The organism is Halomonas sp. DP5N14-9, from assembly GCF_019802175.1.
GTDB classification, from domain to species: domain Bacteria; phylum Pseudomonadota; class Gammaproteobacteria; order Pseudomonadales; family Halomonadaceae; genus Halomonas; species Halomonas litopenaei.
Genome location: NZ_JAHVHR010000002.1, coordinates 217,911 through 231,554, shown reverse-complemented (window position 1 = coordinate 231,554; position 13,644 = coordinate 217,911). Strand labels below are relative to the sequence as shown.

The following is a 13,644-nucleotide window of genomic DNA, read 5'->3' as shown; positions in this document are numbered from 1 at the left end:
AGGCAGAATGGTGGGTCGACCAGCGAGATGCTTTCCTCGAGGTAGGGCAGTCGAGGTCTGGCAGTCGAGGTCCTTGCGCCAAGTCCGTCAGCCGAGTCCTTCAGTTCTGGCGACGGGTCTCCGCCTCGGCCATCGCTTCCTTTACCTTCAGCAGGTCCTGATCACTGGCGACGTTGTCGGTAGTCGCGCCAGGGGACGTACCGTCCTGGGGTTTATCAATTGTGCCGTTATAGGCATTGCCGACCCTGTGCAGCATGCCGAACTGCTTTTCGCAGTTGCGACAGGCCGAGCACAACATCAAGTGAAACCGCAGCGAAATACGCTCCCTGGCCGTCAGGGGGGCATCCAACTGCTTTGACATCAGCCGCGTAGCGGCCTTGCACATCATCATGCCGCGTCCTCCTTCCATCCCTTTTCAATGCAAGCGCGAAGCTTGAGGCGAGCCCGATGCAGGATCACCCAAGCGTTGTTTTCCTTGATGCCCACTTCCTTACAAATATCGTCGGTGGAAAGGCCCATCAATTCGCGCAGGGAGAAAACGCGAGCCACGTTTTCTGGAAGACTCAGCATACAAGCGTCGAATACTTTCCAGAAATTTTCGTTCTCGAACGCTTGCTCCGGGGTGCTCCATGCCTGGGGCTTGGCGTCGGCGGCCCAGTGCCCATCCTGCTGAAACATGCGGTCGATGGCGTCGTCGCTGTGCTCTTCATCGAAGGGCTCCCAGCGACCATGACGCTTCTGCTGGCGCATCTGGTCGAGCAGCTTGTACTTGAGGATGCCGAATACCCAGGTTTCGTAGCCGGAGCGCCCCGAAAAGCTGTCGTTCTTCTCGATGGCGGCGATCATGGCTTCCTGCACGGCGTCCTCGGCAGCGGCATGATCGCGCAGGTGCATGCGGGCGAAGGACACCAGGCGGGGGCGCACGGCGGCGAGTTTCTTGTGGCGGTCGGTGAGCGTTTCTTGGGTCACGGCAGAATCTCCAGGGCGAGGGCTTCCATGTCGGCGAGGCGAGCCAGGTCCTGGGGCGTATCCAGGTCCCATACGGTCGTTGGACACTCCAGCGTCCACAAAAGCTCCGCAAGACGTGTGCGCGTCTGGGACATGACGCTGGACGTGCCCCAGTCGATTCCTCGGAAGAGACGGGGATCGGGGCGACGAACTCCAACCAGAGCATAGCCGCCGTCCTCGGCCGGAAGAAAGACGCTATCTGCGTCTTTAAGCCGTTTATGACAAGTTTTTAGTAATGTCTTATCCAATATCGGGCAATCTGTGCCGATTAGAAGGCTCGGGCCACCTGCCGAGCACAGCGCCGCGTGCATGCGCACCCCCAGGTCGCCTTCAGGCTGTGGTCTCAGCGTCACGCCGAACCGCTGGCGGATATCGACAAAGCACGGATGGTCGTGCTCAAGCGCCGTCCACAGCGTGATGTTGCGCGCGGACGTCGTCTCCAGCGCCGTCTTCAGGGTGTACTCGATCAGTCTGTGCTGGAGACGAGCAGCGCCTTCGGCGCCGAGGGCGGGGATCATCCGCGTCTTGGCCTGGCCGGGGATCGGCGCCTTGGCCAGGATGGCCAGCTTCAGGCCAACCTCGTGGTGAACAGGGTGCTGATCGCCGGGCCCCTGGCCGCACGCCTGGCTATGCGACTGGCTGTTTGCCTGGTTATGCGCCTGGCTATTCGCCAGATCCGGGCTGGCTGCCAGCCCGTCGCTATCGTGGTCAGCGCACATGGCGATACTCCTCGGCCAGGCGAACGGGATCGGCCCCACGCCAATAGCGAAAGCGCAGTCGCCACATCAGCAATATCGTCGTCAGCACGCCACCCTGCTCCCAGCGGCGACCGTCGGTGAGCACCTTGAAGCCAAGGCAGGCGGGTGGCGACAGCCGCTTGAGGCGCTTGGACATTTCGATGTCTTCCATCAACGGCTGGTCGGGGAAGCCACCGACGGCGTCGAAGGCGCTGCGACGCATGAACATCGCCTGATCGCCGGTGGCGATGCCGGTCAGGCGTGAGCGCAGGTTCATGCAGGCGGCGATCAATGATAACCAGCGCGAGCGGCCCTGGATGCGCACGTCGAAGCGCCCCCAATGGCGCTTCTCCAGCGCCTTCAGTATCGCCGGCATGGCCGCCGTGGGGAGTCGAGTGTCGGCGTGCAGAAACAGCAAGGACGGCGCACTCGCCGCAGCGGCGCCCTGGTTCATCTGGCGCGCCCTTCCGCGGGGGCCGTCGATGACCCGATTGGCCAGGGGACGGGCAAGCGCCCGGGTATCGTCTTCGCTTCCGCCATCGACGACGATCACCTCGACGCCCTGCTGGCGCCACTCGGATAGCCGCTCAAGACCCGCGACGATGGTCGCTGCCTCATCGAGGACGGGAATGACCACACACAGACGTGGTGCGACGATCGGGGAGCCTGGTTCAGCGAGAGGCACGGCGGGCACCCTGCCAGGCGGCCCCGGCGGGGGCTTCGGTGGCGGCCGCCAGTTCGACGATCGGACCCGCCGCTGCCTCGGCGTCTGCCCTGTCGTGGGTGACCAGCAGCGCCGGAAGACGATGGTCGCGGATGCGCTGGAAGACCAGGTCACGCATCTCCTGGCGGAGCGCGGCGTCGAGCTTGGAGAAGGGCTCATCCAGCAGCATCGCCTGGGGACGCGACAGCAGGGTGCGCATCAGCGCGACGCGAGCGCGCTGGCCGCCGGACAGCGTTGCCGGATCACGCTCACCGAATCCGGCAAGACCGATATCCGCCAGGGCCTCTTCGATGGCCTCGCGACGCTCGCGTCGGCTGGCAGACGACGGCATGCCGAAGGCCAGGTTGCCGGCGACGCTGAGGTGGGGAAACAGCAGCGCATCCTGGAACAGCAGCCCGAGTCGGCGGGCCGAGGCAGGCAGGTCGGTGACTCGCCTGTCACCGAGGCGCACCTCGCCCTGGGCGTCAAAGGCGGGGGCGAGAAAGCCCGCAGCGTAGGCCAGCAGGGTGGACTTGCCGACACCGGAAGGCCCCATGACGCTGACCACCTCGCCGGGGGCGACCTGAGCATTCAGTGATACCAGGGGGGCACCGTCCAGCGAGATCACGACCCGATCGAAGACCAGTGCGCCCGTCGGGTTCGCTGGAGACGTGGGGGGAAGGTGGCATCGTGTGTCTGGTGTCTGTGACATGGTGGGCTCGGATGGCGTTGAGGCGGTTCAGGTCAGCAGGGCGCGTCGGTGGCGATGCAGTACGCGCGGCAAGCCGATGGCGAGGGCGAAACCGAGTGCCGGCAAGAGTAGCTGGGCCAGGGCATAGACCGCCGTCAGGCGACGATCCCCGCCGGAGGCAAGCGATACCGCCTCGGTGGTCAGGGTGGTCAGGCGTCCGGCCCCCAGCAGCAACGTCGGCAGATACTGGCCGACGCTGACGGCGACCCCCACGGCGGCGGCGGTGGCGATGGGGGCCAGCAGCAGCGGCAGGCGAACGCGCACAAAGGCGGCGGCCGGGCCATGGCCGAGACCTGCGGCGACCTGGGCCCAGCGGGGGTCAAGCCGCCGGTAGCTCTCGGCCAGTGACAGAAAGACGTAGGGCAGCACGAACAGACAGTGCCCCAGTACCACCACCATGAAGCCCGGTGCCACCGATAGCTGCGCCTGAAGTTGCACCAGACCGTAGAGAAAGGCGACCGGTGGCACCAGCAGCGGCAGGTAGAGCACCAGGGTGGCGCTCGCTCCCATGCTGCGGTGATTGAGCGCTTCGCTCTCGAGACAGCCGATCACCAGGATGGTCGCGAGAGCGGTGGCGGCCAGCGCCAGCCACAGGGTATCGAGGGCGGCCGGCAGCAGGCCTGGCAGCGCACGACCCCAGTTGGCCAGGGTCAGGGGCGTGGGCCAGGCCGAGGGAAAGGGCCAGAAGGCCGCCAGCGACCACAGCGTCAGCCCCAGCAGACTGGCACCGAGCAGGGTGACGCTGAGCCAGGTCAGACCGCCGCCCAGCAGGCTGCCGAGGCGTTGACCGCTGTTGCGTCGGCCGTCGGTCAGGCGTGGCGTGGCGCACCAGCGTACGGCCTGTTCCAGGCACCACCAGCAGGCCAGTGCCAGCAGCGTGATGCCGAGCTGGCTCAGCGCTGCGGCGGAGGCCATGAAGCGCATCGACAGGTCGGGATCACCAAGCCAGCGGACCACGCTGACCGCCAGGGTCGGTGGGGTGGACGGGCCCAGGATCATGGCCACATCGACATTGGACGAGGCAAAGGCGATGACCGCATAGACCGGTAGCCGAATCAGCGGGTACAGGCTCGGCAGTACCGCCTTGAGAAAGGCGGTCACCGGCGAATAACCCAGCGACAGTGCCAGGTGCCGACGATCGTCGGCCTGGCACTGAGGCAGCGCCGATAGACTCATCAGCAGCAGAAAGGGGACTTCCTTGACCACCAGTCCGGCGATCAGCGCAAGGCCAAAGGGATCACCGGGGAACAGGTAGTCAGGAGGCGTGGCGTGACCGCTCAAGGCCGGGGAGACCAGGCGCATGGCCAGGCCCGAGGGCGCCAGCAGAAAGGCCAGACCGATGGCGGCGGCGGCGTGGGGCACCGCCAGCAGTGGCGACAGCAGGCGCTTGAGCCAGACAAAGGCGGCGCTGTCGGCGAAGGCACCGAGAAACAGCACCACGATGGTCAGGGCCAGGGCGGTGCTGATCAGGCCAGTGGTGAAGCTGAGCACCAGCATCTCGAAAAGCCCGGGGGTGTTCGCCAGGCTCACCCAGGGCGCCAGGCTCAGCTGCTCTCCACCGAGCACCGGCAGCCAGCCGAAGGCCGGCGCCGCAGCGCCTGCCAGGCCGGCCACCACCGGGGCCACCAGCAGCAGTACCGTCAGCGCCGGCGCCAGCCCCACCAGGCGGGAGAAGGTCGAGGTATCAGCGGCTGCCATAGCGCTCGAGCCAGGCCGCCTCTACCGCTTCCATCCAGCTCGGGTGCGGCTCGGGCAGGGTCTGTTGCAGGGCCTGTGGCGCCAGTCGCGCTGGCTGGTCATCCATGGGCGTCAGTGCCTGACGCTCGGCCTCATTCAGGCGCGCGAGATCGAGCACGCTGGGGTCGCCCCAGACATCCAGTTGTTGCTTGCGCGCCTGGGCCTCGGGCGAGAGCAGGAAGTTGGCGGTGACCATGGCGCCGGCCTGGTGGCTGGCGTTGAACGGGATGGTGACAAAGTGAACGTTGCCGATGGTCCCGCCGTCGAGCACATAGCTGCGAATCGAGGGAGGCAGTTGGTAGTTGTTGACCGCAGCGGCAGGCTCGGCGGGGTTGAAGGTAAAGGCCAGCGACAGTTCGCCGTCGCCCATCAGGCTTCTGAGCGCAGGCCCTGAAGCGGGGAAGTCCCGCCCCTGGCGCCACAGATGGGGGTGCAGGGCGTCGAGATAGTCCCACAGCGGTGCCATGGCCGCTTCGGCGTCGGCTTCGCCGGCGGGGCGGGCAAGCACCGCCGGGTCGTCGATCAGTGCGATAAGCGCCTGCTTGAGAAAGGTGGAACCGTGGAAGTCCGGGACCAGTGGATAGGTGAAGCGCCCGGGATGCTGCTCGGTCCAGTCGAGCAGCTCGGCCATGCTGGTCGGTGGCGCCTCGACACGCTCGCTGTCGTAGTAGAACGTCAGCTGGGCCTTGCCCCAGGGTGACTCGAAACCCTCGGTGGGGACGGTGAAGTCGGTGGTCATCTCGGGATTGGCATCCGGCGAGGTCAGCGCGAAGTTGGGCAAGCGCTGGGCAAAGGGCCCGAGCAGCAGATCATTGGCCTTCATCGCGGCGAAGTTCTCGCCGTTGATCCAGATCAGGTCGATGGCTCCCTCGTCGAGGTTGCCGGCGGACTTCTCGGCCAGTACCCGGGAGACCGCAGCGGCGGTGTCGTCGAGCTTGACGTGGACCAGGTCGATGTCGTGGCGCTGTTCGAGTTCATCGGCGACCCAGTCGAGATAGCCATTGACGTTGGGGTCACCGCCCCAGGCGTTGAAGTAGACCGTCTGCCCCCTGGCCTGCTGCTCGATCTCCTGCCATGGCTGGTTCAGCAGCGTGGACGTATCCTGGGCCCAGGCGGGCGAGCCTAGCCCCAGGGCAGCCAGGGCGGTGAGGATGAAGGCGCCACCGGGAAGCCAGGTCAAGCGGAGGTCGGCAAACGGACGTCTACAGGAAAAAGGCGTGGTCATGGTCGCGTCCTTGTGACGATGGATAGGCAGGGTTGGGTTGAGCCGGACAGGGCCGGACAGGGCCGGACAGGGCTGAACAGGGCCGGACAGGGCTGAACAGGGCCGGACAGGGCTGAACAGAGCCGGGAAAGTCAGCCGGCACGGGCGAGTTCCTCGAGTTCGTCGGCGACACGCCTGATGATGGGGGTCGAGAGGTAGTGATCGACGCGGTCGGCCACATGGGCGATCAAGGCATGGTCGCTTAGCTGTGCCGACCAGTCTTCACCACTGTGCTGCCTGTCGACCTGGCGGCGCTGCTGGGCACGCCATTTGGCACACCAGGTCAGCGACCATAGCCACATGGCGCGACGACAGGTGATCAGCGTCGACCAGTCGCTGTGATGACTGTCTTCGGCCATCAGTTCCTGCCAGCGCCGATACAGCGCCACCAGATCCTCGACGAACAGCACCGCGCGGCTGTTGAGGTCCCAAGTGGTGGAGGTGTAAAGGCTCAGGTGGGCCAGGTCGAAGCCGGGTAGCGAATAGCGGCACTTTTCCAGATCCACCAGTACGGCGCGTCCGTGAGGCGTGATCAGAAAGTTGCCGGGGTGAGCATCGAAGCTGATCAGGCGAATCTCGTCGTCGGCGATGCGAAGTCGCTCAGGGAGCTGTGCCAGCGCCTGTTCGATCAGGGCAGTGCTGGTGCGAGACAGCCCGGCCCCGGGGAGAAAGCGGGCCTGGGTGGCGATCTCGTCGAGCATCTCTCGCCAGGGATCCACCGGTGACGCCAGGGGGGCACGGTGATCGGGCAGCGGCAGCCGGTGCAGGCTGGCCAGGGCCGAGGTCAGGGCCGGCAGGTCCGAGGGCAGGCTGGCGGGACGGCCATCGATGGCCTCCACCACCAGCGCGCCTCTGGGCAGCAGGTCGTCGCAGGGCAGCCAGTCATCGAGCCTGGGTGTATGGCCACTGGCCTGGGCGCGATCGAAGCAGGCGACCTGATAGGCCAGGTTGGACGCCGCGTCCAGCCCCATCTGGCTCTGCTTGGGCAACCGCGCCAGCCAGCCGCCCTTGTCACTGCCGCCGGCCAGGCGCACATGCCAGTGGGCCAGGCCGGTATCGGCCAGCGGTTCCAGTCGATGCCCGGACAGAGGCCACCCATGGCGCGCGAGACTATGCTCGAGCGCTATTAGCGGCGGGCCCGGCGATTGGCTCTCCGTTCGCGGTGACGGTGGCGTCGAGGCGCATCGCTCCATGTCGCGTTCCTTGGACGTAGTCAGCTGAGTCGGCAGGGGGCAACGATCCTTACACATTTTTTTCAGAAGATGCCACCGGGCGGACTTGGCCGGATCGAGACCGGGGTGGCGACAATGCGGCGACAAGGCAAAGACAGGCTGGGTAGCAGCGTCGCCTTGCTCGGGTGGTTCTGGTAAACTGCGCCCCTTCCCGTGTCTCCACTACATCATGACAGCGCCAGGCTAACGCCTCCCGGTGCGCTGCTGTCGTGGAGAAACGGTCGGCCCTGGGCCGCTTGTCGCGATATCTCACAACCACTCCCCCCTGGACCGCCTCATGATGCGATCGATCAAGCAAGACTGGTTTTCCAATATTAGGGGCGACGTGCTGTCCGGCATCGTCGTGGCCCTGGCGTTGATTCCGGAGGCCATCGCCTTCTCCATCATCGCAGGTGTCGATCCCAAGATTGGCCTCTACGCCTCCTTCTCCATGGCGGTGATCATCGCCTTCGCCGGGGGCCGGCCGGGGATGATCTCTGCCGCCACCGGCGCCATGGCACTGTTGATGGTGACCCTGGTCAAGGAGCACGGACTTCAATATCTGCTGGCCGCGACCCTGCTCACCGGGGTACTGCAGATCATCGCCGGCTATCTGCGCCTGGCCGACCTGATGCGTTTCGTCTCGCGCTCGGTGGTGACCGGCTTCGTCAACGCCCTGGCGATTCTGATCTTCATGGCCCAGTTGCCTGAGCTGACCAATGTCAGCTGGCACGTCTACGCGATGACCGCGGCGGGTCTCGGCATCATCTATCTGTTCCCCTATGTGCCCAGGATCGGCAAGCTGCTGCCGTCCCCGCTGGTGTGCATCCTGGTGCTGACCGGCGTCTACCTGGCGACCGGCATGGACATCCGCACCGTCGGTGACATGGGCGAGCTGCCCGATACCCTGCCGATGTTCCTGTGGCCTGATGTGCCGCTGAACCTCGAGACCCTCGGCATCATCTTCCCCTATGCGGTCATGCTGACCGTGGTCGGTCTGCTCGAATCGATGATGACCGCCACTATCGTCGACGATCTGACCGATACCTCCAGCGACAAGAACCGCGAGTGCAAGGGCCAGGGCCTGGCCAACATCGGTACCGGTCTGCTCGGCGGCATGGCGGGCTGCGCGATGATTGGTCAGTCGGTGATCAACATCAAGTCCGGCGGGCGTGGACGCCTGTCTACCCTGCTGGCGGGGGTCTTCCTGCTGCTGATGGTGGTGTTCCTGTCGGACTGGGTCTCGCGCATCCCCATGGCGGCGCTGGTGGCGGTGATGATCATGGTGTCCATCGGTACCTTCAGCTGGAGTTCGCTGCGCGACCTCAAGAAGCACCCGATGTCCACCAATGTGGTGATGATCGCCACCGTGGCGGTAGTGGTGTGGACCCACAACCTGGCGATCGGTGTGTTCGTCGGTGTGCTGATCGCCGCGCTCAACTTCGCCAACAAGGTCGGCAACTTCCTGTACATCGCCAGTGACGAGCTGGAACAGCAAGAGGAGCTTGGCAAGGGACGGCGCTACCGCGTGGTCGGCCAGGTGTTCTTCGCCTCGTCTCAGCGTTTCTCCGCCGCCTTCGACTTCAAGGAAAGCGTCGAGAAGGTGGTCATCGACCTGTCACGTGCCCACTTCTGGGACATCACCGCGGTCCAGGCGCTGGACATGGTGGTGATCAAGTTCCGCCGTGAGGGCACCGACGTCGAGCTGATCGGGCTCAACGAGGCCAGCGCCACCATCGTCGATCGCTACGCCATCCACGATAACCCGGCGGCGGTGGAAAAGCTGATGGGTGGTCACTGAGGCAGGCGCCGAAGATGTGACGGGTGTGTGCCAGTTGGTGTAGAACTGGAGGTAACACCCGGATCGGGCTAGACAACAGGTCTGAGGGTCGCGCCCCGCTCGGGCGCGACGACAAGGCCACAATCGATGGAACGCGACGTCTGAGGACGCGCGTTCGCCCCCAACGCCAGGCAGGACAATTTCATGACAGAACAGGTGATGGCCGCCATCGACGGGTCCCAGTTTTCCGAAGGGGTCTGCGACTCTGCCGCCTGGGCCAGTCAGGCCCTCGATGCGCCGCTGACGTTTCTTCACGTGGTGGATAACCACCCCCAGACCGCCGAGGCCGATCTGTCCGGTAACCTGGGACTCGGCGCCAGGGAGCACCTGCTCGAGGAGCTGGCCAGTCTCGATGAGCGGCGGGCCAAGGTCGCCCAGGAGCACGGCCGCCTGATGCTCAAGGCGGCCAAGGATCGCGCCAGCGCCAGTGGTGTTGATGACCTGCATTGCCGACAGCGCAACGGCACCCTGGTGGAGACACTGCTGGAGCTGGAAGACGAGATCCGCCTGCTGGTGATCGGCAAGCGGGGCGAGAGCGCCCAGCAGGCCAGCGAGCACCTGGGCTCGAATCTCGAGCGGGTGGTCCGCGGTCTGCATCGGCCGATTCTGATGGTACCGGAGAGCTTCACGCCGCCGACTCGGGTGATGATCGCCTTCGATGGCAGCAAGACCACCCGCAAGGGCGTCGAGCTGCTGGCCAGGAGCCCGCTATTCAAGGGGATCGCCTGTCACGTGGTGATGGTCGGTGCCGATACCGGTGATAACCGCACCCAGCTGGAGTGGGCGCTGGACAGCCTCAAGGGCGCCGGTCACGAGGCCCAGGGCGAGATTCGCGCCGGAGAGGTCGAGGAGACCCTGCGCACCTACCAGAAGGACCACGCCGTCGAGATGGTGGTGATGGGAGCCTATGGCCACTCGCGGATTCGCCATCTGCTGGTGGGCAGCACCACCACCAGTGTCCTCAGGCGCACCTCGCTGCCGGTGCTGCTGCTGCGCTGACGAGGCTGAGCCGACATCGACATCGACATCGACATCGACCCGCCGCCGAATCCTGTTCGGCGGCGGGTCGTTTCTTTTTTGCGTCTATGCGTCTATGCGTCTATGCGTCGTCGGCGCGGTCCTGCTGTGGCGTCATCGGTTCGCGACCTTTGCCTTTCATCCTGCACAGCAGCCACTCCAGCGAGAGACAGCCGCCGCCGCGCAGGATCAGGGTGGCGAGGCTCGCCGCCCAGAGTCCGTGGGTGACCCAGGCCTCGGGATAGACGAAGGTCTGGATCACCAGGGTCATGATCAACAGCCCGAAGGCCGCCAGTCGCGTGGCAAGCCCCGCCCACAGCAGGAGCGACAACGAGAACTCGGCGAGTGTTGCCAGGTAGGCGGCCAGCACCGGTGAAATCAACGGCAGGGCGTATTCGTGCTCGAACAGGAAGAAGGTGCTGTCGGCGATACCGAATCCCTCCACCTTGGTCAGCGCCGACAGAAAGAACACGGCGCCGAGCACCAAGCGCATCAACGCCAGCACCAGGTCCAGCGAACGACGCTCGAGCCAGGGGCAGAGTCGCCCGTAGTAGGTGTCCAGCAGGTTTGTCATCGGTGTCATGGGGTGCCTCGTAACAAAGTGGGGGCGGGGTCCGGTACCGCGAGCGCGCCATGGCCGACCAGGGTGCCCAGAGCGTGGCCGAGCGCATCCTCTGCCACGCCGCTGTCGGCCAGTTCGCTCAGCGCCTGGGACAGCGCGGTCGGTGTGTCCAGCAAGCCGTACAACGCTGCGCTTGCCGCATCGAGTGGCCTAAGCCTGACCTGGCGACCCGAGCGGATCACCAGCCAGTGGCCGGCGCCTCGCTCGCCCAGGGGGGCGCCACCCTCTCCGCTCTCCAGCGCCTGCCACAGGGCTTCGACGTCATGTTGGCAACGGATGGTCCGGCTGGCCGGACGGGCCTGGACGAGCCGCTGGTCGTCAAGGACGGCGCCGATATCGGACGCCTCCAGCGGCACTGCCTCGGCTGCGTGACTGACCTGAAGCCGGGCGTGCTCGAGTCGCGCGATATCGGCGACGAAGCGATAGGGCGCCAGCGCCGGTGCGCGCGCCAGAGCGTCGGCAAAGCCCCGGCCGTAGCGGCTGAGTCGAGGGTCCTGCGGGGGGCTTGTGGCCGCGTAGCTTGCGGCCTCGGCACTGAAGCAGCCCTCGCCCAGCAGGGTCAGGGTATGGGGAAAGGCTTCCTTCAGGGCCTCGATCAGGCTTGAGCGAATATTGTTGCGGTAGACGTCGAGCCCGGCCTTGTGGCCGAGCTGTGGTGGCGTCGCCTGGGGGCGATGCATGGCATCGATAAAGCTGCGCTGCCAATCGAGCAGGCCGCTCATGGCGCTCTCCCTGTGGCTTGCGCCGAGGCGCTGGCTGCCAGGGTGGTGCTCGCATCGGCGTCGGGGCCATGGGCTGCATGCTGATGCCGCCGTGCCAGGCCGACCTCCTGCATCCAGCGCTCTAGCGTCGGCACCCGGTTGTCCCACTCGATCAGGGTGGGCAGGCCGGGACGCCGGGCGAGCACCTGACGGTAGCGTTGCCACACCGGCTCACTGACGGCGCTGCCATGGTCGTCGATGTACAGCTCGCCGGCGGCATCGAGGCTGTGGCCGGCCAGGTGCCATTCGCCGACGGCGGCCCAGGGCACTTCGTCCAGATAGGCATCCAGGTCGCGTCCCAGATTGGCGGCGCTGATATAGGCGTTGTTGACGTCGAACAAGAGCCCACAGCCGGTCGTGTCCACCAGCCGCTGGAGGAACTCGGTCTCGCTGAAGCGATTGTCGAGGCTGACGTAGAGGCTCGGGTTCTCCACCAGCAGGCGGCGGCCGAGACGGTCCTGGGTGCGTGCGATATTGTCGCCGAGGACGCGCAGCGATTCCTCGGTCAGCGGCACCGGCAGCAGGTCGTTGTAGCTGTGGCCGTCGAGACGGCTCCAGGCCAGGTGCTCGGAGACCAGCGCGGGGTTCAGGTGATCGACCAGGCGTGCAAGACGCTCCAGGTGGGCCGGGTCGATGCCCTCGGCACTACCCAGCGACAGGCCGACGCCGTGGACCGAGAGCGGGTAGCAGCGTGCCAGTTCATCGAGTCGATCCTGAAGGGGCCCGCCGGCGTTCATGTAGTTCTCGGCGTGCAGTTCGAGAAAGTCCGGGGCCTGGGCCGACTGGGCCGACTGGGCCGACTGGGCTGAGTGAACCGAGTGAGCCAGATGGACCAGCGCCTGCATATGCTGAAACTTGAGGCCGATGCCGACCGCATTGGCCGCCATTGGCTGTGGCGCTGGCAAGGACGCCGAGACGGACGTCTTGAGCGACTCGCGTGGAAGGCTGGATGACAGGGAAGAGGGCATGGGCGATTCGCTATGGCTTGAGGCTTGGCGTGTGAACGTCACGGGAAGGCCGTAGCCTCCCCGTGGCGCCAGTGCTCTGGCTCAGGGGCGCTCGACCTCGCTCAGGCTGCCATTGCCGTGGGGCGTTTCGATATCGGTACAGGTGCCTTCCGGGACCAGGGTCCAGGCGTTGCCCTGGTAGTCGACAGTAGAGGTGCCGGCGCAGGTGGTGCCTGGCCCTGCCTTGCAGTCGTTCTCTCCGGCCAGGGCGACGCCGTAACACTTTTCCATGTCGCCATCGGCGGCCTGGACGGTGGCGATGGCGCCGGCTTGCGCCAGGGCGGTGGACAGCACGGCGGCCATCATGACGGAACGTTTCATTTGAAAACCCTCATATAAACGGTTGGGCGACAGCAGGACTGTCGTGACTATGTCGCCGGGGTGAGGGATACCTGACATCGCAAAAGAGGCAAAAGCGCGACAACGGACTATCTGGCGCAGGGAGAAGTTGGCTATATTGGGCGGCTGTCTAACGTTGCAGAGAAGACACTGGTGAAGAGGTGGTCGAATCGGCTGTCTTTTCGAGATTTTTTAGAAATACCGACTTTTTGGAGAGAGCGATGAGCATTCAGCGTCACGACACCAAGACCCGCATGAGCCGCGCCGTCATCCACCACGGTGTTGCCTACCTGTGTGGTCAGGTCGCCGGACCGGACGCCCGCCAGGGGGATATCACCGCCCAGACCACCAGTATGCTGGAGCGTGTCGATGAGCTGCTGGCCGAGGTGGGCAGCGACCGCGAGCATCTGCTGAGCGCCACCATCTACCTGCAGAACGGTGAGGACTTTGCCGCCATGAACGCGGTATGGGACGCCTGGGTGCCGGAAGGCCACGCCCCCGCCCGTACCTGCGTGTGCGCGCCGATGCCGGCCAAGGAACTGAAGGTCGAGATCACCGTCACCGCCGCCGTCAAGGGCCTGTAACAGAGCCCCAGTGATATAGCCGTCCGCTCGAACGACAACGCCGGCCCCGTGGCCGGCGTTGTC

Annotated in this window: 15 protein-coding genes; 3 read left to right on the top strand and 12 right to left on the bottom strand. The window is 65.6% G+C overall.

Annotation, left to right across the window (positions count from 1 at the left end):
• Positions 1-100: 100 nt before the first annotated feature.
• The 8 genes from KUW00_RS02625 to KUW00_RS02590 form a co-directional block, all read right to left on the bottom strand.
• Positions 101-391 carry a zf-HC2 domain-containing protein gene (locus KUW00_RS02625; RefSeq protein ID WP_045991007.1) on the bottom strand — a complete coding sequence of 97 codons (291 nt, stop codon included), beginning with the start codon at positions 389-391 and terminating at the stop codon, positions 101-103.
• Positions 388-969 carry a sigma-70 family RNA polymerase sigma factor gene (locus KUW00_RS02620; RefSeq protein WP_045991008.1) on the bottom strand — a complete coding sequence of 194 codons (582 nt, stop codon included), beginning with the start codon at positions 967-969 and terminating at the stop codon, positions 388-390. Before KUW00_RS02620 ends, KUW00_RS02625 begins: the two co-directional genes overlap by 4 nt.
• Positions 966-1,727 carry a TIGR04282 family arsenosugar biosynthesis glycosyltransferase gene (locus tag KUW00_RS02615; RefSeq protein ID WP_222568175.1) on the bottom strand — a complete coding sequence of 254 codons (762 nt, stop codon included), beginning with the start codon at positions 1,725-1,727 and terminating at the stop codon, positions 966-968. The genes KUW00_RS02620 and KUW00_RS02615 overlap by 4 nt, the downstream gene beginning before the upstream one ends.
• Positions 1,717-2,430: a TIGR04283 family arsenosugar biosynthesis glycosyltransferase gene (locus tag KUW00_RS02610; RefSeq protein ID WP_315901100.1), complete on the bottom strand. Its 714-nt coding sequence runs from the start codon at positions 2,428-2,430 to the stop codon at positions 1,717-1,719. The genes KUW00_RS02615 and KUW00_RS02610 overlap by 11 nt, the downstream gene beginning before the upstream one ends.
• Positions 2,417-3,160, bottom strand: coding sequence for an ATP-binding cassette domain-containing protein (locus KUW00_RS02605; protein ID WP_108131365.1), 744 nt, complete (start codon positions 3,158-3,160; stop codon positions 2,417-2,419). Before KUW00_RS02605 ends, KUW00_RS02610 begins: the two co-directional genes overlap by 14 nt.
• A gap of 27 nt (positions 3,161-3,187) precedes the next feature.
• Positions 3,188-4,897, bottom strand: coding sequence for an ABC transporter permease (locus KUW00_RS02600; RefSeq protein ID WP_222515590.1), 1,710 nt, complete (start codon positions 4,895-4,897; stop codon positions 3,188-3,190).
• Positions 4,884-6,161 carry an ABC transporter substrate-binding protein gene (locus KUW00_RS02595; protein WP_222568174.1) on the bottom strand — a complete coding sequence of 426 codons (1,278 nt, stop codon included), beginning with the start codon at positions 6,159-6,161 and terminating at the stop codon, positions 4,884-4,886. The genes KUW00_RS02600 and KUW00_RS02595 overlap by 14 nt, the downstream gene beginning before the upstream one ends.
• A gap of 131 nt (positions 6,162-6,292) precedes the next feature.
• A complete protein-coding gene (locus tag KUW00_RS02590; RefSeq protein WP_222568173.1) occupies positions 6,293-7,393 on the bottom strand; it encodes an aminoglycoside phosphotransferase family protein in 1,101 nt (366 codons plus the stop codon).
• Positions 7,394-7,709: 316 nt separating this feature from the next.
• Between KUW00_RS02590 and KUW00_RS02585 the strand changes: the two genes are divergently transcribed.
• Together KUW00_RS02585 and KUW00_RS02580 are read left to right on the top strand one after the other, a co-directional pair.
• Entirely contained in the window at positions 7,710-9,212 is a 1,503-nt protein-coding gene (locus KUW00_RS02585) for a SulP family inorganic anion transporter (protein WP_213227567.1), read from the top strand.
• Positions 9,213-9,395: 183 nt separating this feature from the next.
• A complete protein-coding gene (locus KUW00_RS02580) occupies positions 9,396-10,250 on the top strand; it encodes a universal stress protein (RefSeq protein ID WP_222568172.1) in 855 nt (284 codons plus the stop codon).
• A gap of 100 nt (positions 10,251-10,350) precedes the next feature.
• Here KUW00_RS02580 and KUW00_RS02575 read toward each other — a convergent pair whose 3' ends face one another.
• The 4 genes from KUW00_RS02575 to KUW00_RS02560 form a co-directional block, all read right to left on the bottom strand.
• Positions 10,351-10,851 carry a DoxX family protein gene (locus KUW00_RS02575; RefSeq protein WP_222568171.1) on the bottom strand — a complete coding sequence of 167 codons (501 nt, stop codon included), beginning with the start codon at positions 10,849-10,851 and terminating at the stop codon, positions 10,351-10,353.
• Positions 10,848-11,612: a DNA-binding domain-containing protein gene (locus KUW00_RS02570; RefSeq protein ID WP_222568170.1), complete on the bottom strand. Its 765-nt coding sequence runs from the start codon at positions 11,610-11,612 to the stop codon at positions 10,848-10,850. The genes KUW00_RS02575 and KUW00_RS02570 overlap by 4 nt, the downstream gene beginning before the upstream one ends.
• Complete coding sequence (locus tag KUW00_RS02565; protein WP_261391947.1) at positions 11,609-12,619, bottom strand: DUF692 domain-containing protein; 1,011 nt, start codon at positions 12,617-12,619, stop codon at positions 11,609-11,611. Before KUW00_RS02565 ends, KUW00_RS02570 begins: the two co-directional genes overlap by 4 nt.
• Before the next feature lie 81 nt (positions 12,620-12,700).
• The gene (locus KUW00_RS02560; protein ID WP_045991014.1) at positions 12,701-12,979 is read right to left on the bottom strand and encodes a DUF2282 domain-containing protein; all 279 of its coding nucleotides are present in this window, start codon (positions 12,977-12,979) and stop codon (positions 12,701-12,703) included.
• A 239-nt stretch (positions 12,980-13,218) separates the two neighbouring features.
• Here KUW00_RS02560 and KUW00_RS02555 point away from each other — a divergent pair, with 239 nt between their 5' ends.
• Positions 13,219-13,581 carry a RidA family protein gene (locus KUW00_RS02555; protein WP_045991015.1) on the top strand — a complete coding sequence of 121 codons (363 nt, stop codon included), beginning with the start codon at positions 13,219-13,221 and terminating at the stop codon, positions 13,579-13,581.
• The last annotated feature ends 63 nt before the right edge of the window (positions 13,582-13,644 follow it).